General features: G+C 62.0%; 19 protein-coding genes. 14 read left to right on the top strand and 5 right to left on the bottom strand.

Annotated elements, in window-relative coordinates; genetic code table 11:
* Positions 1 to 66: 66 nt before the first annotated feature.
* Genes ACPQ6D_RS11925 through ACPQ6D_RS11915 form a run of 3 tightly spaced genes read left to right on the top strand, consistent with a single transcriptional unit; the run spans position 67 to position 3,216 of the window.
* Complete coding sequence (locus tag ACPQ6D_RS11925; protein ID WP_423224586.1) at positions 67 to 999, top strand: ABC transporter permease; 933 nt, start codon at positions 67 to 69, stop codon at positions 997 to 999.
* Between the two features lie 17 nt (positions 1,000 to 1,016).
* Entirely contained in the window at positions 1,017 to 2,519 is a 1,503-nt protein-coding gene (locus ACPQ6D_RS11920) for a sugar ABC transporter ATP-binding protein (protein ID WP_423224545.1), read from the top strand.
* A gap of 28 nt (positions 2,520 to 2,547) precedes the next feature.
* A complete protein-coding gene (locus ACPQ6D_RS11915) occupies positions 2,548 to 3,216 on the top strand; it encodes a cytidylate kinase-like family protein (protein WP_423224544.1) in 669 nt (222 codons plus the stop codon).
* 106 nt (positions 3,217 to 3,322) lie between these two features.
* Here the strand turns inward: ACPQ6D_RS11915 and ACPQ6D_RS11910 are convergent, their stop codons facing one another.
* Genes ACPQ6D_RS11910 through ACPQ6D_RS11895 form a run of 4 tightly spaced genes read right to left on the bottom strand, consistent with a single transcriptional unit; the run spans position 3,323 to position 5,705 of the window.
* Complete coding sequence (locus ACPQ6D_RS11910) at positions 3,323 to 4,084, bottom strand: hypothetical protein (RefSeq protein WP_423224543.1); 762 nt, start codon at positions 4,082 to 4,084, stop codon at positions 3,323 to 3,325.
* Positions 4,081 to 5,034, bottom strand: coding sequence for an FAD:protein FMN transferase (locus ACPQ6D_RS11905; protein WP_423224542.1), 954 nt, complete (start codon positions 5,032 to 5,034; stop codon positions 4,081 to 4,083). The genes ACPQ6D_RS11910 and ACPQ6D_RS11905 overlap by 4 nt, the downstream gene beginning before the upstream one ends.
* 7 nt (positions 5,035 to 5,041) lie before the next feature.
* Positions 5,042 to 5,332: a hypothetical protein gene (locus ACPQ6D_RS11900; protein WP_423224541.1), complete on the bottom strand. Its 291-nt coding sequence runs from the start codon at positions 5,330 to 5,332 to the stop codon at positions 5,042 to 5,044.
* On the bottom strand, positions 5,325 to 5,705 hold the full coding sequence (locus ACPQ6D_RS11895) for a hypothetical protein (RefSeq protein WP_423224540.1): 381 nt from the start codon (positions 5,703 to 5,705) through the stop codon (positions 5,325 to 5,327). Before ACPQ6D_RS11895 ends, ACPQ6D_RS11900 begins: the two co-directional genes overlap by 8 nt.
* Before the next feature lie 380 nt (positions 5,706 to 6,085).
* Here ACPQ6D_RS11895 and ACPQ6D_RS11890 point away from each other — a divergent pair, with 380 nt between their 5' ends.
* From ACPQ6D_RS11890 to surE, 5 genes are all read left to right on the top strand, one after another.
* Positions 6,086 to 7,255 (top strand): pyridoxal phosphate-dependent aminotransferase, encoded by a 1,170-nt coding sequence (locus ACPQ6D_RS11890; protein WP_423224539.1) that lies wholly within the window; start codon positions 6,086 to 6,088, stop codon positions 7,253 to 7,255.
* 238 nt (positions 7,256 to 7,493) lie between these two features.
* Positions 7,494 to 9,065: an ammonium transporter gene (locus ACPQ6D_RS11885; protein ID WP_423224538.1), complete on the top strand. Its 1,572-nt coding sequence runs from the start codon at positions 7,494 to 7,496 to the stop codon at positions 9,063 to 9,065.
* 74 nt (positions 9,066 to 9,139) lie between these two features.
* Entirely contained in the window at positions 9,140 to 9,529 is a 390-nt protein-coding gene (locus ACPQ6D_RS11880; RefSeq protein WP_423224537.1) for a P-II family nitrogen regulator, read from the top strand.
* Between the two features lie 151 nt (positions 9,530 to 9,680).
* Positions 9,681 to 10,097: a hypothetical protein gene (locus tag ACPQ6D_RS11875; RefSeq protein ID WP_423224536.1), complete on the top strand. Its 417-nt coding sequence runs from the start codon at positions 9,681 to 9,683 to the stop codon at positions 10,095 to 10,097.
* Positions 10,094 to 10,900, top strand: coding sequence for a 5'/3'-nucleotidase SurE (gene surE, locus ACPQ6D_RS11870; RefSeq protein WP_423224535.1), 807 nt, complete (start codon positions 10,094 to 10,096; stop codon positions 10,898 to 10,900). Before ACPQ6D_RS11875 ends, surE begins: the two co-directional genes overlap by 4 nt.
* Here the strand turns inward: surE and ACPQ6D_RS11865 are convergent.
* The gene (locus ACPQ6D_RS11865; protein ID WP_423224534.1) at positions 10,889 to 12,139 is read right to left on the bottom strand and encodes an MGDG synthase family glycosyltransferase; all 1,251 of its coding nucleotides are present in this window, start codon (positions 12,137 to 12,139) and stop codon (positions 10,889 to 10,891) included. The two genes, surE and ACPQ6D_RS11865, sit on opposite strands and share 12 nt — an antisense overlap.
* 462 nt (positions 12,140 to 12,601) lie before the next feature.
* Between ACPQ6D_RS11865 and ACPQ6D_RS11860 the strand changes: the two genes are divergently transcribed.
* The 6 genes from ACPQ6D_RS11860 (at position 12,602) to uvrA (ending at position 19,728) form a co-directional block, all read left to right on the top strand.
* Complete coding sequence (locus ACPQ6D_RS11860) at positions 12,602 to 13,234, top strand: nucleotidyltransferase family protein (protein WP_423224533.1); 633 nt, start codon at positions 12,602 to 12,604, stop codon at positions 13,232 to 13,234.
* The gene (locus ACPQ6D_RS11855; protein ID WP_423224532.1) at positions 13,197 to 13,511 is read left to right on the top strand and encodes an XdhC family protein; all 315 of its coding nucleotides are present in this window, start codon (positions 13,197 to 13,199) and stop codon (positions 13,509 to 13,511) included. The genes ACPQ6D_RS11860 and ACPQ6D_RS11855 overlap by 38 nt, the downstream gene beginning before the upstream one ends.
* On the top strand, positions 13,508 to 14,338 hold the full coding sequence (locus tag ACPQ6D_RS11850) for an XdhC family protein (RefSeq protein WP_423224531.1): 831 nt from the start codon (positions 13,508 to 13,510) through the stop codon (positions 14,336 to 14,338). Before ACPQ6D_RS11855 ends, ACPQ6D_RS11850 begins: the two co-directional genes overlap by 4 nt.
* A gap of 39 nt (positions 14,339 to 14,377) precedes the next feature.
* On the top strand, positions 14,378 to 15,586 hold the full coding sequence (locus ACPQ6D_RS11845) for a CaiB/BaiF CoA transferase family protein (RefSeq protein WP_423224530.1): 1,209 nt from the start codon (positions 14,378 to 14,380) through the stop codon (positions 15,584 to 15,586).
* Positions 15,587 to 15,917: 331 nt separating this feature from the next.
* Positions 15,918 to 16,589: a 50S ribosomal protein L25 gene (locus ACPQ6D_RS11840; protein WP_423224529.1), complete on the top strand. Its 672-nt coding sequence runs from the start codon at positions 15,918 to 15,920 to the stop codon at positions 16,587 to 16,589.
* Positions 16,590 to 16,707: 118 nt separating this feature from the next.
* Positions 16,708 to 19,728: an excinuclease ABC subunit UvrA gene (gene uvrA, locus ACPQ6D_RS11835; RefSeq protein WP_423224528.1), complete on the top strand. Its 3,021-nt coding sequence runs from the start codon at positions 16,708 to 16,710 to the stop codon at positions 19,726 to 19,728.
* Positions 19,729 to 19,742 lie beyond the last annotated feature (14 nt).

Here is a 19,742-nt window from a genome sequence, read left to right as displayed (position 1 = left end):
AGGAGGATCACCATGAGTGCAGTCGTCAGCAAAGTTACCAAGCGGCGGTCTGGCTTCTTGAGCGTTATGCAGGGGTCGCCCATTATGGGGCCTCTTGTCGCGCTCATCCTGGCCGCCATCTTCTTTACTACCCAGTCCGATAAGTTCTTAACGGGCGCCAACTTCTCCTTAATCATGCAGCAGGTGATGGTCGTCGGCACCCTCGCCATTGGGCAGACGCTGGTGATCCTGACCGGCGGCATTGACCTCTCCAACGGCATGATCATGGCGCTATCCTCGATCCTCACCACCGGCCTCGCGGTCCGATCCGGCGTCAACCCGATCCTGGCCATCCTCATCGGCATGGCCGTCTGTATCGTGTTCGGCCTGATCAACGGCGGCCTGGTCACGGGCATCGGGCTGCCCGCCTTCATCGTTACCCTGGGCACCTACAACATCGTCTTCGCCCTGGTCCGCATCTACACGACGTCCACGGTTACCTCGCTTCCCGACATCCTGTTGTTCCTCGGCCGAACCTTCAACGTGGGCGGCACGGAGGTCAGCTACGGCTCAGTGGTGATGATCATTTTGTTCATTATTGCCTGGTACATCTTGCGCTCGACACCCGTGGGCCGCTCCGTCTACGCGGTCGGCGATAACCCCGAAGCGGCCCGCCTGGCCGGCATCAATACCAACCGCGTGCTGCTAGGCGTCTACACGATTGCCGCCGTCACCTACGGCATCGCCGGTCTGCTCCTCATGTCCCGCACGGGCGTGGGCGACCCAAACGCCGGCGCGGACGCTAACCTGAACAGCATCACCGCCGTCGTGATCGGCGGCGTCAGCCTCCTGGGCGGCCGCGGCCACATCATGGGCACCCTGATCGGCGCCCTGATCGTGGGCGTGTTCCGCAACGGTCTGCAACTGATGGGCATCCCCTCGATCTACCAAACTCTCATCACCGGCATCCTGGTGATCGCGGCGGTGTCCGTTGACTACCTCTCCCACCGGGGCAAGTAGCCAGACAGGAGGTCGCCATGAGTGAATCCCCAGGTAAGATCCTGCTGGAAATGAAGGGCATTGGCAAAACCTTCCCCGGCGTCAAAGCGTTGGAAGGCGTGAGTCTCACCATCCGGGAAGGTCAGGTTCATGCGCTGCTGGGTGAGAACGGGGCCGGCAAGTCAACCTTGATCAAGATCCTGTCCGGCGCTTACACCAAGGACGAGGGCGAGATCTTCTTCGAGGGGAAACCGGTTGACATCCGCGGGCCGCAGGATGCCCAGGCCTTGGGCATCTCGACGATCTATCAGGAGTTCAACCTGGCGCGCGATCTGACCGTCGCCGAGAATATCTTTCTGGGCCATCTGCCCAGGAAGGGGCTCTCAGTGGATTGGGCGCAGGTCAAGAAGCGCTCTCGGGAAATTCTCGACACCCTGGGCGTCGAGCTCTCCGTTGAGACCGTGGTTTCGACCCTGGCGGTGGCCGAGCAGCAGTTGGTCGAGATCGCCAAGTCTCTGAATCGCAAGACGCGCATCCTCATCATGGATGAGCCGTCGGCCGTGTTGGGCGAGAAAGACCTGGAAAAGCTGTTCCAGGTGGTGCGCTCGCTGCAGGCCCAGGGCATCGGGATCGTCTACATCTCCCACCGCCTGAAAGAGATTTTTGAGCTGGCAGACCAGGTGACGGTGCTCAAAGACGGGCGCTATATAGATACCCGCAACGTCTCTGAAGTAACGATGGACGATTTGGTCAAGCTCATGATCGGGCGCGACCTGAAGGATGTCTACCCCAAGCGCGCCCCGGTCCTCGGCGAAGTCTTGTTGGAGGTCAAAAACGTCTCCCGGACCAAGCTGGTGCACGACATTTCCTTCGAATTGCACGCCGGCGAAATTGTCGGTTTTGCCGGCATCACCGGCTCCGGACGCACCGAGCTGGCCCGCGCCATCTTTGGCGCCGATCCGTACACCGGCGAGATGCGCATTTCCGGGCAGCCGTATAGGGCATCCTCCCCGCAGGATGCCATCCGGCATGGCGTGGCCCTGGTGACCGAGGACCGCAAGGCCCAAGGCCTCTTCCTCAAACTGAACGTCGCGTTCAACACGACCATCTCGGGCTTGAAGCAGCTGTGCCGATGGGGCGTGATCCAACTGCCCCGCGAACTCAACCTGGTGAAGAAGATGATCCAGGATCTGAGTATCAAGACGCCGGGACCGAACTTCATTGTGGTCAACATGAGCGGCGGCAATCAGCAGAAAGTTGTGCTGGCCCGTTGGCTCAGCATCGGCACGCGCATCTTCATCATGGATGAACCGACCCGCGGCATTGATGTGGGCAGTAAATCAGAGATCTACCAAATCATGGATGATCTGACCAAGAAGGGCGTGGGGGTCATCATGATCTCATCCGAGCTGCCCGAAGTCCTGGGCATGAGCGATCGCATCATGGTCATGCGGCAGGGGACCATCGTGAAGGAGCTGTCTCGAGCCGAAGCCAGTGAAGAAGCGATCATGAAGTACGCCGTGGGATCCGAGGCCGCGTGATCTCGGCGACAACAAGGAGGCGTAAACCATGGCGGTCATAACAATTTCCAGGGAGTTTGGCAGCGGCGGCCTTGACATCGGTCAACGGGTCGCAAAGCGTCTCGGCTACGATTTCGTGGACAAGCGCATGGTTGACGGGGTGTTCCGGCAGTATGGGCTGACCAAATTCGACGATCTGTACACTTCAGCGCCGGGAATCCTGGACCTCATCAATTACGACAACCTGCTGATGGTTTCGATGTTGAACGAGATCATCGGGGCCGTGGCCAAGCGCGGCAACGTCGTGATTCTGGGCCGGGGCGGCTTCGCGGTTCTGCACGACTATGCGGACGTGTTGAACGTCCGCTTGGAAGCCCCCTTCTCGATCCGCGTGCAGCGCATCATGGCCCGCGAGGGTCTGCCCGATGTGCAAACGGCGGAAGAGCGGGTGCGAGAAGACGACACCGTGCACAGCAAGTTCGTGCAAATGTTTTACGGCCAGCGCTGGGATGACGAATCTCAGTTTGGCTTGATTATCAACACCGGTTCCCTTGCCCCGGAGCTTGCCGCGGACCAAATTGTCGCCGCGGTGCGCGCGCTGGAGCAAAAAGGTTATCCGGCCGATGCGACCACGACGGCTGCCATCGAAGTAGATCCCGTTTTGGCAGACGCCATCAACAAGGTCATTGCGTATCCCATGCCCGAGTTGCCGGCCTGAAGGGGCGCCAACACAGTATCGCCCCGACTTCCAGAGGGGCCAGACCAGTCAACCTGGTCTGGCCCCTGTTTGCCTGATCCCCAGCGCCCATTCATGTCCTGGATTCCTATCCCAGCACCGACGCCTTGCGCGGCTGACCATCGCGGGCCAGTATGCGGTAGAGTGTCAGGAACAACACCACGCTGCCTGTCGCCAGGTAAAGCATCTGCACCCCGAGCAGCTTCGAATCGCTGCCGATCAGAACCGAATGCAGGAGCACTGCCCAATACGCAAGGAAACTGCTGTAGTGTATCGTCCGCCACAGCGCCTGACCCAGTCGCTTGCGCAGGTAAAAACTGCCAACCAACAGCACAGAGAGCCACAGACCCAGTTGGCCGGCCGCGACCAGCGCCGGCTTGTAGTCGCCCGCGAAAGGCAGCAGAACCGCCTGCAGTGGGAAGCTCAGATAATGATCTCCCATCAGGATCAAGCCGTGGAAGAGGGTGAAACCGACCGCGACGTTGCTCAGGAATTGATGCGCATCGAGCAGCGCGGGAGGCCGCAGCCAGCCCTTGCCGATTTTGGAACTCAGCAGCAAACCCCATGCCACCGAACCCCACAACAGGAGGTAGGCCACGAAGCCAGAAGCGCGACTTAGATACCAGTAAGACTTGGTGTCGCCGGTCCATCCGGTGACGCCGAGGCCGATGGCCAGGCCGGCAAGCGCCAGGCCCAAGCCAACCAGCGCTCCAAAGATTGCGCCCCAGAAGGTCTCATAGTCGTCGGGAATAGGATTTGGCGGCTTTTGGCGCGACGCAGGCGCGGCCGCGCGGTCGAACTGGGATGACGCAGATGGAGGCGCCGGCTGGCGCTTCACTGGTTCGCTCATGATACGTACTCCTCCTGTATTTCGATTGGCCGGGCCAGCAGGTGACTAAGCGGCAGGCGGCCGACTGTTTGTTGTTGACCATCGCGCCGGCAGAGCAGCCCGCGCAGACCGCGGCTGGTCAGGTAGCCGCGGCCGCGCTGGCTGCCCAGGATCAGCGTGACCTTGGCTGCCACGTCAGCCGCGGCAGCCGTGGGCGCAAGCACGGTCACGGTGTGCAGATCGCTGGCGCTCGGCTGACCAGTGCGCGGGTCAAGCAGATGGTGCATGGCCTGACCGTTGCGCGTCCAGCGGCGGCCGCCGATGCTGCTGGTAGCCACGGCGCCGCTGGTCAGCGCGAGGGTCAGCAGGTCGTTTTGTTCGTTGAACGGATCCTGCACGGCAATGGGCCAGGGTTCGCCCTGCGCAACGCCGATGACTCGAATGTCGCCGCCGGCGTCAACCAGCACCGGGCCGTGCACTGCCAACGCCTGCGCCACATGATCCACCGCCCAACCTTTGCCAATGCCGCCCAGGTCAAGGCCCAGGCCTGCGGACAAGCTCACCGTCATGGCCGCCGGATTCATGTCAATCCGTTGGTAGCCCCACTCCAGCGTGTTAAGCGCGGGAACGCCGGGGAAATTCGGCGGCAGCTGCTCGAAGCTGCGATCATAGCCCGCGCGCTGCAGGGGGCGCAGCAGCGTGGGATCGAACAGGCCCTGACTGCGGCGCGCCGCATCCAGCGCCGCGCTCAGCACCGTCCACAGCAGCGGCGACACTGGCTGGGGCCCGGCCCCGGCTGCCGCGTTCAAGCGGCTCAAGCCAGAGTCAGGCCGAAAGCGACTCAGCTCAGCCTCGATCGCAGCGAAGCGCTGAGCCGCGTCCTGCAGCCACGCCTCAGCCTGGCGAGCCGCGTGCCACAGCCAGATTCCGACATCGGTGTTCATCGCCCGAAACTGAATCTGTCTCAACATGGGACGCTCACGATCGCCGGGTTCGGGTGATCGGTTGCAGAAACACGGGCTTGGTTGGCAGCGGCGACAGTCGCGTCGTGCGGCTGCGCTGTGTCTGCCCGGTTTGTGTGCTAGGCTGAACCACCGCGGCCGTGGGCTGGGCTTGCACAGCCTGAGCCACCTGCGTTGGCGGATCCAGGCGCGCAATCAGCGCACTGCCGCCGATGACCGCGGCCAGGCTGAAGGCCAATACCCCACTCTTCCAGGTCAGGCTGGCGCCTGGCGATCGCCGTTTGGTTGGTGTTGTTGAATTAGTCATGGTCGTGCCCTCCCTCGTGCTCGAATCGAGCTGCGGCGCCGGAGATGAGCTGATTTTGGCTGGCTTGCAGCGCGTTGATCTGCGCGTAGGCCTCTTGCAGCGCCTGGTTGGCCGCCTGCAGCTGCGCTTCGTAGGCGGCGGTCACGGTATCGGTGTCGGCCGGCTGCACGGCAAGAGCCGCGGCCTCCGCTCCCGGTGGGAGCGCGGCATCGGCAGCCGCTCCCGTGGTCACAGGAGACTGCTCCTGCGCCGGGCCAGTGTTGCCGGCGGCCAGCCGGTTGGACAGCAGCAGCCCGCCGCCAGCCAGGGTGAGGACAAAGGCTGTCAGCAAGGCAGAAATGATGATCGCTTTGCGGTTCGTCTGAGATCGCATCGGTTTACCTCCACAGTGTACATTGTCGTCATGTTCTGAGTGATGCCTGCCTTTCGTTCCTGGCTGCGGGGGCGCCGGACGGCCTGGCAGGACATGAACTCATGATACGCCCAATGTAGCTGCGGTTGGTGAAGTGCGTATGGTGATTTTGTTAAGAATGAGTTAATTGGCGAATTCTGTGTTCGCTGATGCGGCTCTCGGCGCTTTGCGGGTTCACCACGCGTCGTCTACAATAGGCTTCTGTGATGAACTGTGTGCCTGGCGGCGGCTCCACCGTTTGCGAGGCAACATAGCCGCCGTGGTAAGCAGGCCTATTGCCATTCCCTTATCACCCATCACTCAGAAGCTACGCGCGATGCCTATGAATAACGGAGAAACACATGAATAACCTGTCTCACCTGCTGCGCGGCATTCCCCCTTCGGCCACGGTCGCCATTTCCGACAAAGCGCGCGCGCTCAAGGCGCAGGGCCGCGATGTCATTGCCCTGGCCGGCGGCGACCCGGACTTCAAGACGCCGCAGCACATCATTGACGCCGCGATCAAGGCTATGAACGCCGGCGACACCAACTACCCACCCGCGCAGGGCAAGCCCAAACTGCTGGAGGCTGTCGCCGCGAAGCTGGAACGTGAAAACGGCGTCAAGGTCAGCCCCAGCCAGGTCATCGTCACCCCCGGCGGCAAATGGGCGCTCTACCTCGCCATCGCCGCGCTGGTCAATCCCGGCGATGAGGTCATGATCCTGGAACCGGCCTGGGTCAGCTACGACCCGATCGTGAGCCTGAATGGCGCGGTCCCCGTGCACGTCAGCCTGCCCAACGATCAGAACTTCCTGGTGACGGAAGAGATTCTGCGCCAGCATCTGTCGCCCAAGACCAAAGCCATCATGGTCAACAGCCCGAGCAACCCCACCGGCCGCGTGCTGACACGCGGCGAGGTGGATGCGATCGTCAAGGTCGCGAACGCAGCCGATCTCTACGTCATCAGCGATGAGATCTATGAATATCTCTTGTTCGATGGCGCGGTGCACTATTCCCTGGCCGCCGAGCCAGGCATGGCCGAGCGCACAATCACGATCAACGGCTTCAGCAAGGCGTATGCCATGACCGGTTGGCGCCTGGGCTGGCTGGCCGCGCCGCAGCCGATCGTCAAGCTGGCGATGAAATTGCAGACGCACAGCGTCACCTCCGCGGCCTCGTTTAGCATGGCCGCAGGCATTGCCGCGCTCAACGGACCGCAGGACTGCATCCAGGAGATGGTGGCTTCCTATGCCGCGCGCCGGCGCTTCATGCTGGATGCGCTGGCGGAAATTCCAGGCATCGCCTGCGCGCCCATCGAAGGCGCGTTCTATCTGTTCCCCAGCTTCCCGCACTCGACCCTGAACAGCGTGCAGGTGGCCGATGCGCTGCTGGAGAAGGCCGACATTGCATGCACCCCTGGCATCGAGTTTGGCGCTGCGGGCGAAGGGCATGTACGCTTCAGCATCGCCACGGCGATGAGCGACCTGGAACGTGCGGTGGAACGATTGGCGCGTGTCGTGCCGGGATTGTAGGAGAGGTTGGAGACCGGAGACCGGAGATCAGAGACCGGAGATCAGAGACCGGAGACCGGAGATTTCGGGCAGAGTGCACAAAGGATGGGGCGGCGGTTTGGATAGTTCTGTTGTGAGTGCACAAATGGCCGAAAATGGCTTTTGTATAGCCTGAACGTGGAAAGTCGGCTGCCGGTTGTGATAACCTCCCTGCGTTGTGCGTGAACACGTACTCAATTCGCAGGGAGGATTTTTTGTGATGAAAGAGAAACTGTTCCGTTTTGGTGTGCGCGTGTCCGCGCTCGTGGCCACGCTGGCGGTTTTCAGCCTGCTGGCGCCCCGCGTCTTTGCCGCCGATGGGATTGACCCGCTGAATGATCCCGGCGTAGGTCTCAATGTGATGTGGATGCTCATCGCCGGCTTCCTGGTTTTCTTCATGCAGGCCGGCTTTGCCCTCGTGGAAACCGGTTTCACCCGTTCCAAGAATGTGGCGCACACGATGATGATGAACATGATGGTGTTCTGCATCGGCGCCCTGGGCTACTGGCTGACCGGCTTTGCCTTCCAGTTTGGCGCGGTCAACTTCACCTACCCGGCCGTGGGCGCGGCCGCAGCCTGGGCCCATTCGCCCACCACCCTGGGCGACCTGGCGGGTCTGCTGGGCACGCCGCTCCTGCGCTTCGGCCAGGTGGGTCTGCTGGGCGGCAGCGGCTTCATGCTGATGGGCGTTGGCTCTAACGTAGCCGTGCTCTCCTTCTTCCTCTTTCAAATGGTCTTCATGGACACGGCGGCCACGATCCCTACCGGCTCGATGGCCGAACGCCTGAAGTTTAGCGGCTTCGTCCTCATGGGCCTCTGGGTCAGCATGTTCATCTACCCCCTGGTCGGCGGTTGGGTGTGGGGCGGCGGTTGGCTGCAGAACCTGGGGCGCTTTGCCGGGTTGGGCAACGGCGCGGTGGACTTTGCTGGCTCTGGCGTTGTCCACATGATCGGCGGCACGCTGGCTCTGGTGGGCGCCATCGTCATCGGCCCGCGTATCGGCCGCTTCAACAAAGACGGCAGCGCCAACGCCATGCCTGGTCACGACATTCCGATGGGTATCCTCGGCACCATCATTCTCTTCTTCGGTTGGTTTGGCTTCAACCCCGGCTCGTCGCTGGCCTTCATGGGCGCCGGGCGTGTGCTGGCGGTCAACGCGGCCATCAACACGCTGCTGGCGGGCGCGGCGGGCGGCGTCGCCGCCATGGCCTACATGTGGCTCGTGGGGCCGAGCAAGAAACCAGATCCTGGTCTGTCGGTCAACGGCATCCTGGCCGGCCTGGTCGCCATCACCGCGCCCTGCGCGTTCGTGGATTCGCTCTCGGCCGTGGTCATTGGCTTGATTGCAGGCGTCGTGGTCTGCATTGTGACCTTCGCCCTGGAACGACTGCAGATTGACGACCCCGTGGGCGCGGTGCCGGTGCACTTTGCCAACGGCCTCTGGGGCGTGCTGGCGGTTGGCATCTTCGCCAACGGCAACCCCGTGACTGACGGCTGGAACGGCGTGGCTGGCCCTGTGCGCGGCATCCTGTTTGGCGGCTCCAGTCAACTGGCGGCGCAGTTCCTGGAGGCAATCTCGGTGGTCGTCGTGGTGGGCGGCCTCTCCTACGTCTTCTTCAAGGTGTTGAATGCGCTCAAGCTGCTGCGCAGCGACCCGGCGCATGAGGTGCACGGCCTGGACGTGCCGGAGATGGGCGTGCCCGGTTACACCAACGTGGATGTCGTGATGCCTGGCGGCAACTTCCGCACCCCGCGGCCGGCCATTCGCCCTGGGGCCGCAGCCGCGAAGTAATTGCCGTCGCACCGTTCGCCGATTGTTTCATCAAATGATGGTACAAATGCAGGCAGAGAGAAAAGGACAGACTGATGACGAAGAAAATCGAAGCGATCATTCGTGAGGAAGCATTGAACGATGTGATGGACGCATTGCGCGCCGTCGGCATCATGGGCATGAACGTGATTGAGGTGCGCGGACACGGTCGCCAGGGTGGGATCGAACTCTCCTGGCGCGGCACCACCTACCACATGGACTTACTGCCAAAGGTGCAGGTCAACATCGTGTTGAGCGATCATAACGTGGAGCGGACGATCGAAACCATCATCGGCGCCGCCCGCACCGGTAAAGAGGGCGATGGCCTGATCTTCATCTACCCGGTGGATGATGTAGTGCGCATCCGGACAGGCGAACGCGGCCGCGACGCGCTGATGTATCCAGACGATATTGACACGCGGCGCCCCGCCAAGAACGGCCGCTAAGCGGCTCGCGCGTCAAACCAGACTTCCGAAGTCCTGCAGACTTCGGAAGTCTGCGCGTTCCGTTCCTTTGCCCGCCGGCTAACCTCATGCTAAAATAACGCATCCATTGAGTGCAACGCTGGATAGGCGTTGATCGTGAAAGTGAACCAATATGGAAGCGATTAGATTACGACCAGAGCTTCTGGTCAGCCTCGAAGACGATGCGCGGCAGGAGGGTCGTAGCCTGAGTGACATCGTCAATGATGCCGTGACGCACTATCTGCGCGAACAGCAGCGAGCCAAGCTCGATCGTGAAATCAGCGCCTACGAGTCAATGCACCCTGATTTGTGGCGGAAGTTTCCCAAGGAATGGGTTGCTATCCACGAACGGCGGGTGGCAGATCATGATCCAGACCGACGACTACTCTATCTGAGGATTCGAGAGGCCTATGGCCGAATCCCGATCCTGATCAGGCAGGTAGAAGAATTCCCGACGGCGGAGATATGGCTCCGAACACCGAGCACAGGTCATGAGCAACTCCTTGAAGTGTCAGCGGACGCAAACCTGGGTTCGGAGGCATCACGTTGACGCGGCCATTGATTTTGCTGACTAACGATGATGGAATTCATTCGCCCGGGCTGATGGCAGCCATTGAGGCCGTGCACGATTTGGCTGATCTGGTGGTGGTGGCGCCGAAGGAACAGCAGAGCGCGATGGGGCGCAGCCTGCCTGGCAGTATGAGCGGCGCTATTTTTGTCGAAGAACTGCGTCTGAACGGCGATCATGTGCCGGCCTACTCGGTGCCCGGTTCACCCGCGCAAGCGGTCCTCTACGGCCTGCACGAAGTCTGTCGCCCGCAGCGCCCTGACCTGGTCATCTCCGGCATCAACTATGGCGAAAACCTGGGCACCAGCGTGATGGTTTCCGGCACCGTGGGCGCCGCCTTGCAGGCCGCGGACATGGGCGTGCCCGCGCTCGCCATCTCACTCGAGACCGATCCCGCGTATCATGCCCGTCTCGGCTACGATGTGGATTGGCGCGTCGCGGTGCACTTTACGCGCTGGCTGACGCGCCTGGCGCTGGCGCAGCCCTTCCCGCCCGATGTGGATGTGCTCAAGATGGACATTCCCGCAGCCGCAACGCCGCAGACACCGTGGCGACTGACACGGCAATCACGCCTGCCTTATTACCAGACGATTCCGAGCGATCGCCTGCGTTTCGAAGACGCGGTGCGCCTGCCTTATCAGATCATCATTGATCGGTCGCGCCTGGAGCCAGACTCCGACATCTACGCGTTCGCGGTGGATCACGTGGTGTCGGTGACGCCGTTGAGCCTTGACATGAGCTCACGCACACCGCTCAGCCAATTGGCGGCGCAGCTAGGGCCGTAGGATACGCCGCGCATAGCGCTTTGCCCACGCGCGCAGCGGGCGAATTTGAACAGCCAGCCGGCGGCGCGGCGCGGCCGGCTGTGTTTCCCTTTGCGCACGGTAGCCCACTTCATACGCCAGGCCAGCCACATCGTCAGCCGCCTGACCACGACCCAATGCACGCGCCGCGTCGGTGTAGCGCCGCCACTCCTGCGGGTCTTGCACCAACCACCGCTTGAGCGTGCGCACAACCTCGGTTGACGTCGGCGCCCACACCCCAGCGCCGTGCTCCACCACGTGCTCGACGTTGCCGGTTTCCTGGCCCTGAATCGCACTGTGCAGAATGATCGGCAGGCCCGCGGCCAGCGCCTCGCTGACGGATAGGCCGCCGGCCTTGGTCAAGACGATGTTCGAGGCGTGCATCAACGTGGGCACCTCACGCGTGAAGCCGTAGATGTACGTTGGGTTACGCCAGGGGGTGGCGCGCAGGTGCGCTTCTAGCTCCTCGTTGCGGCCAGCCACCACGGCCAACTGCGCGGGCAGGCCAGCCGCATCAATCGCGGCCGCCAGGTCCGCCACATGACCGATGCCGGCGCCGCCGCTCATCAACAGAATGACGGGCCGATCAGCCTCCCAGCCCAACTGGGCGCGCAATTCGCTGACCGGGGCCGCAGGTTGGCCAAAGCGCCGATCCACCGGGATGCCGGCGACCACCACATGCGCTTCGTCCATGCCGCACGTAATCGCTTTGCGCCGCACCACCTCTGACGATGCCACGCAAAATGCATCGTGCGGCGAAAACCACACCGAGTGCACGGTGGAACCGAGATCGGTGATGACGGTGATGTGCGGAACCTTACGGCCCAGGCGCGCGCTGGCTGCAGCCACAGCCTCGCTGTAGAGCATGTAGACCGAGACGACTACATCGGGCTGCCAACGCACCAGGAGCCGCGTCATGGTGCGCGCCAGCAGCAGACGCGCGGACAGGCCAAACAGCGCAGCCGACAGCGGCGAATCGGTCGCCTCGTGCTGTAACTGGTAGAGGGTGGGCGTGGCTTGCACCTGGTTCAGATAGTTTTCCTCAGCCACGCGGAAAGCAATGGGCGCATGAGGCTCGTGCAGCGGATTGACAATCGCGGTAATGACACGATCGCCATAACGGGCGTGCAGCGCCCCATCTAGCGCATTCGCGGCGCTGCGATGCCCTGCGCCTGCATCCGCGGTCAGAATAAGAACTCGAATCGGCTGCAAGTCTGTCATATTCACCTGCCTAAGACAACCTAACGATCAGCGAGCGACGGAATGAACTGTCTTGGTTGTGTTATCTCACGCGGCAGAAAATTTGTCAAGCCGCGAGGAGGAGAGTGGAGGTTGGAAACCGGAGATCAAAGATTGGAGACCAGAGACCGGAGTATGAAGACCAGAGACCGGAGTATGAAGACCAGAGACCGGAGATTGGAGATCAGGAACGAGTTGGCCGCGTGGCTGTGCGCTGGCCCATGCAGGCTGACGCGGGGTGAACTTGGCAGCAGGGTGCGCGTTGTGTTATCATTGGCCCATGATGAAAGACCATTCTGGGGTATTGTGGTTCGTTCGACCATGCACATGTAAGATAAAAGACCCTGCAAACCAGAGCCAGGCCGAGTTTGCAGACCCGAAGGGGCTTGTACGTCGAAGCCGGAGGGCTTCAGCCTCGGGCCCGGGTAATGCTGCGAGGCAACCATGATTGCCGGGATAGTGCTGGCGGCCGGGCGTTCCACGCGCATGGGACGGTTCAAACCGCTGCTGCCGTGGGGTGAGCACACGGTGATTGAGCAGGTGGCGACGACCTTGCTTGCTACGTCAGTGGACGAGGTGCTGGTGGTCACCGGGCATGCGCATGAGGCATTGGCGGCTGCCCTGCGCGCCTACCCCGTGCGCTTCGTCTTCAATCCCGATTACGCGGCCGGCGACATGATTTCTTCCATCCAGGTTGGGTTGCGTGGCCTGGGGCCGGCGGTGGACGCTGCGCTGATTGCAGTAGGCGATCAGCCGCGCATGCAGGCGTCCACCATTGAAGCGGTTGTGGCGGCCTGGCGTCAAGGTCCAGCGGAGCGTATCATCATTCCCAGCTACCAGATGCGCCGGGGGCATCCCATCTGCCTGCCGCGCGCAGTATGGCCAGCGGTCTTGGCCTTGAGTTGGCAAGAGAGCCTGCGTTCGCTCTGGCAATCGCTGGCGGGCCAGATCGAGCATGTGACGGTGGACAGCCCCACTATTTTGAGCGATATGGACACCCCGATGGATTATCAACGAGAGGTCGGCGCAAGGGAGAGCAATGGACACGATTTATCACAGACTAAGCGACTTGCTTGACCAGGGTGAAACGGTGGCCCTTGCCACGATCACCGAAGTGCGGGGTTCGGTGCCGCGCGAGGTGGGCGCCAAGATGATCATTCATCCCCTCGGCCAACACATCGGCACCATTGGCGGCGGCTGCGGTGAAGCGGATGTCATCCGCGCAGCGCTGGATGTCATCCAGACAGGGGAGCCGCAGAACGTACGTGTGGACCTGACCGAAGACATTTCCATGCAAAGCCTGGGCGTCTGCGGCGGCATCATGAACGTCTATGTCGAGCGTTGGGGCCAATGACCGATCCCATCCTCTCCGCGCTGCTTTCATCGCTCGATGACAAACGCGGCGTGGCCCTTGTCACGGTCATTTCTGCGTCCGGGCCCTTCCAGGCCAGCCAGGGCCGCCGGGCATTGGTCTGGCGCGATCAGCCCGCGCTGGGCGATCTGGGCCTGGGCGAGCTTGACGCGCGCATCCTGGCGGATGCCGTCGCGACGCTGAGCGGCAAGCAGCACCGCACCCTGGATTACAGCCAGGAGATGGGCGCGACGCTGCGTGTCTTCGTGGAGGTGCAGCGCCAGCCGCCGCACCTGGCGATCGTGGGCGCTGGGCACATCGCGGTGCCGCTGGCAAGCCTGGGCAGTCTGTGCGGATTCACGGTCACCGTCTTGGACGACCGGCCGCAGTTTGCCAACCGCCAGCGTTTTGCACAGGCCGATGTGGTTCTGGCCGCGCCGCTGCGGGAAACCGTGCATGCGATGGTGGCTGACGGCCGCCTGGACAAGGATTCCTACATCGTCCTGGTCACGCGCGGCCATCAGTACGACATTGACTGCCTGCTCGAAGTGCTGGACGCGCCGTTGGCCTACATCGGCATGATTGGATCGCAGCGCAGGGTGGACGCGGTGTTCCAGCTCCTCAGCCACGAGCAAGGCATCCCGTCAGAGAAGTTCGATCGCATCTATGCACCCATTGGCCTGGACATCGGCGCACGCACGCCGGCAGAAATTGCCGTCTGCATCATGGCCGAGATCATCAATGTGTTGCGCGGCGGCCCCGCGCGCTCGCTGTCCGATGGCCGGCGCGCGCGCGACGAGCAGCGCCGCTTACGGCGCGCCTCAGATTAGCCAGGCTGCGGACCTCCCATACGAAAGGAACACAACGACGTGACGAACGCACGCAACCAGCCTATCTTGACCGGCATGAAGGTCATTGATGCGACACAGGCGTTGGCCGGCCCCATCTGCAGCATGTACCTGGGGGACATGGGCGCGGAAGTAATCAAGATCGAGGAATTGGGCAAAGGCGACATGACCCGCGGTTGGGCGCCGCCCTATGTCGGGGATGAGAGCGCCTATTTTCTGAGTACGAACCGCAACAAGCGCGGCATGGCGCTCAAACTCGACACTGAAGAAGGTAGCGAAATCCTGCGCAAACTGGTGTACGGCGCTGACATCTTCCTCAACAACTTTCCACGCCTTGACTCTTTGACCAAACGCCGGCTCGACCCAGAGAGCTGCCTTCAGGTCAACCCACGGCTCATCCATGTGTCACTGACAGGCTTTGGCCGCACCGGCCCCTATGCGGAGCGCACTGGCTACGATATCATCGTGCAGGGGATGTGCGGAATTATGTCCATTACGGGCGAGCCAGAGGGCGCGCCGGTGCGCTACGGCGTCCCCATCGCTGACCTGACCGGCGGCATCTATGCGTTCACGGGAATCCTGGCCGCGATCATCAGCCGTTTCCAGACGGGAAAAGGCCAGGCGCTCGATGTCTCTCTGCTCGACTCGCAGTTGACCTGGCTCAGTCATGTGGCGGGCGCGTACTTTGCTACCGGGCAAGAAGCCCCGCGCCTGGGCAATCAACATGCGACGATCACACCCTATCAGCCGTTCAAGGCGCACGACACCTGGTTCATCATCGCCGTAGGCAGCGAGCGGCTCTGGCAGAAGATGTGCAAAATTATCGGCGCTGAGGAGTCTCTGATGATTGACCCGCGGTTTGCCACCAACCCGCTGCGCAACGTCAACCGCCCCGCGTTGATCGCACAGCTCGAGCCGATTTTCTTGACGCGGGATGCTGCGGAGTGGCTGGCTGAATTCGACGCCGCGGGCATTCCCTGCGGGCCAATCTACAGCGTGCCGCAAGCACTCAACGACCCGCACATCCTGGCGCGCGGCGATATTGTCGAATTGGATCATCCCACCGCGGGCAAAGTCAAATCGCTCGCATACCCGGTTCACTTTTCAGGGGATCAACTGAGCTACCGCTTGCCGGCGCCAACGCTCGGTCAGCACACGGTCGAGGTTCTGCATGAGCTGGGCTATCACGATGATGACATACAGGCGCTGCGCGCCCGCGGTGTGATCTAAACGGCGCCTACCTATTCATTCATTAGCGAGACTTTGACGAAACGTCCGGCCTCAGGTACAATAGCCCCCGCGCCTGCTCACAGGCGCCTTTGTTTGCGTTTGCACCTTGATTTGCGCACCGGCGGTTGAAACCGCTGCAGCCATTGCCAAGACTTCGGCGAGCCGTCGGCCTGCGCCGATGACAGAAAGCATCCGCTGGCGATCTGCGCGCTTGCTGCCGCGATCCCAGGCGTTGTACAGCAGCGCAAGTGGTCGTGCAGAAGCTGGGCTGAATAGTAATCATAGAAAAAAACGGACCAGACGTTCGTCGTAAAAAGGAGATCGTAGAATCGTGGCTCAAATTTCATTAGTGGCGCAGCCGCGCGACCCATCTGTTCATGCCAATCAACTGCGCCAGCAGGGCTGGGTGCCCGCCGTCATGTACGGACACAATGTCCCAGCCGAATCCGTGCAAATTGAGCGGATCAGCCTTGACAAGGCGGTCAAGCAGGGCGCTCTGACCCACCTGACCACGCTCGATTTTGGCGCCCGCCAGGTGGCCGTGCTCATCAAGGAACTGCAGCGTCATCCTGTCAAGCGCAATCCACTGCATGTGGACTTCTACCAGGTCTCCATGACAGAATTGGTTGAGATTGATGTACGCGTCAAGCTGCTCGGCGCGCTGCCCGCCAGCGTGGGCAGTGACTACATCCTGGTGCACAACCTGGAGACCATCACGGTTTCCTGTTTGCCTGGCAACATTCCTGATTCGCTGGCGATTGACATCAGCCAACTCACACCCGAACATTACATCCTCCATGCCAGAGATCTGGTGGTGCCAGCCAATGTGAAGTTAGCCATTGATCCCGACGAGGCTGTGGTGATGCTCAGCCGCACGCGCGCCGCCGTTTCTGAGGAGACCGGTGAAGCCGCGCCTGCCACCACATCCGCTGAGCCGGAAGTGGTTGTCAAGGGTAAGGCAGCCAAGGGCGAAGAAGTGCCCGAGGAAACGAAGAAGAAGTAACCGATTCTGCGGCCTGTTTTGGCCGACATTATTTTTGCCGAAACCGGGTTTCACCACAGAAACCCGGTTTCTTAGTCGTTCGACATCGCGTGACGCGCCACGCCAGGAGAACTGGATCATGGCTCATGACAAATTGATCGTTCGTGGTGCACGAGAACATAACCTGAAGAACATCACCGTAGAGCTGCCGCGTGACCGCTTGGTGGTCATCACAGGCCTCTCCGGGTCGGGCAAATCGTCCCTGGCCTTCGACACGATTTATGCTGAAGGTCAACGCCGCTACGTTGAGTCCTTGTCGGCCTATGCACGCCAGTTCCTGGGCCTGATGGAAAAGCCCGACGTGGACCAGATCGAAGGGCTTAGCCCCGCCATCTCGATTGACCAGAAAGGCGCCAGCCGCAATCCGCGTTCCACCGTGGGCACCACCACTGAGATCTACGACTATCTGCGCCTGCTCTTTGCCCGCGTGGGCACGCCCCACTGTCCCAATTGCGGCCGCGAAATCGCCCAACAGAGCGCGCAGCAGATTGTAGATTCGATCATGGAGATGCCAGCCGACAGCCGCATTTTGATCCTGGCGCCGTTGATCCAGGACCGCAAAGGCGAACACAAAGGCATCTTCGAGGACGTGCGCAAAGCCGGTTTCGTGCGCGTGCGCGTCAACGGCGAGGTGCACGATGTGGACGAGGAGATCGAGCTCGATCGCTACAAGAATCACACCATCGAAGCCGTTGTGGATCGCCTGGTGGTGACAAAAGATGGCGAGGGCGCGCTCGATCTGGGCCGCCTCACCGACTCAGTGGAGACAGCCCTGCGCCTGGGCGGCGGCGCCATGCTCGTCAGCGACGTGAGCCGGCGCGACGCCGCGCCGACCGATCGGCTCTACTCCGAGCATTTTGCCTGCGTTCACTGCGGCATCAGCCTGTCAGAGATCGAACCGCGCACCTTTTCGTTCAACTCCCCCCACGGCGCCTGCCAGACGTGCAGCGGCCTGGGCGTGCAGATGGAGTTCGACCCTGAGATGATCGTGTCGAATCCTGATCTGTCGCTGGCAGAGGGCGCGTTGAACGTCAGCGGCTGGGGCAAGCAAGGACAGAAGGATGAGGAGAATCACTATCGGCAGCTCCTGCGCGCGCTTTGCGCCAAGCACCATATTCCGTTCACCGTGCCGTGGAAGGAGCTGAGCAACCGCCAGCGCGAGATCATCCTGTTTGGGCCCGGGCATGCCGAGTCGGTTGCCATCACCTACCACAACACGGCCGGCCAACTGCGCACCTACGAAACGACCTACGAGGCGGTCATCCCGCACTTGCAGCGGCGCTACCGCGAATCAACCTCCGATTACATCCGATCCGAGATGGAAGAACTGATGACGTCGCGCCCGTGCCCGGCCTGCGGCGGCAAGCGCCTGCGCCCCGAAGCCCTGGCCGTGACGATCGTGGATCAGAACATAGACGTGGTGACGCAGTTCTCAGTGATCGAGGCCCTGGAATGGGTGCGGCTGCTGCAAGGGGAGACCGCGCCGGTCGTCACGGTTGCGGCCAATGGCAGCGACGGCGCGGAAGAAAGTCAACGCGTAGCGAAGTACGGCGAAGCGATCGAGGTGCCGGCGGCCTCGCCGCTGACGCAGCGCCAATGGACGATCGCGCGCCAGATTCTGAAGGAGATTCGCGCCCGGCTCGGCTTCATGGCCGATGTAGGCTTGAACTACCTGTCGCTCAATCGCGCCACGGCCACCCTGTCCGGCGGCGAAGCGCAGCGCATTCGCCTGGCGACGCAGATCGGTTCACAGTTGATGGGCGTGCTCTACATCCTGGACGAGCCTTCCATCGGCCTGCATCAACGCGACAACGCGCGCCTGATTCGCACGCTGATTGCCATGCGTGACCTGGGGAACACCGTGCTCGTGGTAGAACATGATGAAGAGACCATGCGTGCGGCCGATTGGATCGTGGACCTGGGGCCGGGCGCAGGTGAGCACGGCGGGCAGGTGGTCTGTTCCGCGCCGCGCGACCGCTTCATCGAGTGCCCCGATTCGTTGACGGCGCGCTATCTACGCGGCGAAAAGCAAATTGAGGTCCCGGCCAAGCGCCGCGAGGGCAACGGCAAAACCCTGCTCATCAAACACGCCACCGAGAATAACCTGCAAGGCCTGGATGTGCGCATCCCCCTGGGCAAGTTTATCTGCGTGACCGGCGTCTCCGGCTCCGGCAAATCGAGCCTGGTGATCGAGGTGCTCTACAAGCGGCTGGCGCAGGTGCTTTACCGGGCCAAAGACAAACCGGGCGCGCACGAGACGATCCTGGGCATCGAACAGTTGGACAAAGTCATTGATATTGACCAAAGTCCGATCGGGCGCACCCCGCGTTCCAACCCGGCCACGTACACCGGCCTCTTCGGCCCGCTGCGTGATCTGTTCGCGCGCCTGCCGGACGCCAAGCTGCGCGGCTACGGGCCAGGGCGCTTCTCGTTCAATGTCAAGGGCGGCCGCTGCGAAGCCTGCCAGGGCGATGGCACGATTCGCATCGAGATGCAGTTCCTGCCCGATGTCTGGGTGCCGTGCGAGGTCTGTCATGGCAAGCGCTACAATCGCGACACGCTGCAGATTCTGTACAAGGGCAAATCTATCGCGGACACGCTCGACATGACCGTGGAAGAAGCGCACGAGTTCTTCAACAACATCCCAGCCATTCGCAACAAGCTCAAGACCCTGGAAGCCGTGGGCCTGGGCTACATCCGCCTGGGGCAGGCGGCCACGACGTTGAGCGGCGGCGAGGCGCAGCGCATTAAGCTGAGCAAGGAGCTGAGCCGACGCGACACCGGAGACACGCTCTACATCCTGGACGAACCCACCACCGGTTTGCACTTCGAGGACACGCGGCGGCTGCTGCACGTGCTGCACGACCTGGCCGATCGCGGCAACACCCTGGTGGTTATCGAACACAACCTGGACGTCATCAAGTCAGCCGACTGGGTGATTGACATGGGGCCGGAAGGCGGGAATGGCGGCGGCCGCATCATCGCCGAAGGCCGACCTGAGGACATCGCGCACGTACCGGCTTCCTACACCGGCCAGTTCTTGCGACATGTCCTGCCGCAGGCTGCCGCCGCGTTAACCGAGCCGACCTCCCTGAACTAGCTGCTGCATGGAGG

Origin of the sequence: Candidatus Amarolinea aalborgensis, from assembly GCF_900491745.1 — a bacterium.
Taxonomy (GTDB): domain Bacteria; phylum Chloroflexota; class Anaerolineae; order SSC4; family Amarolineaceae; genus Amarolinea; species Amarolinea aalborgensis.
Note: the sequence above shows the minus strand (reverse complement) of the source record. Positions and strands in the feature narration are given on the sequence as shown.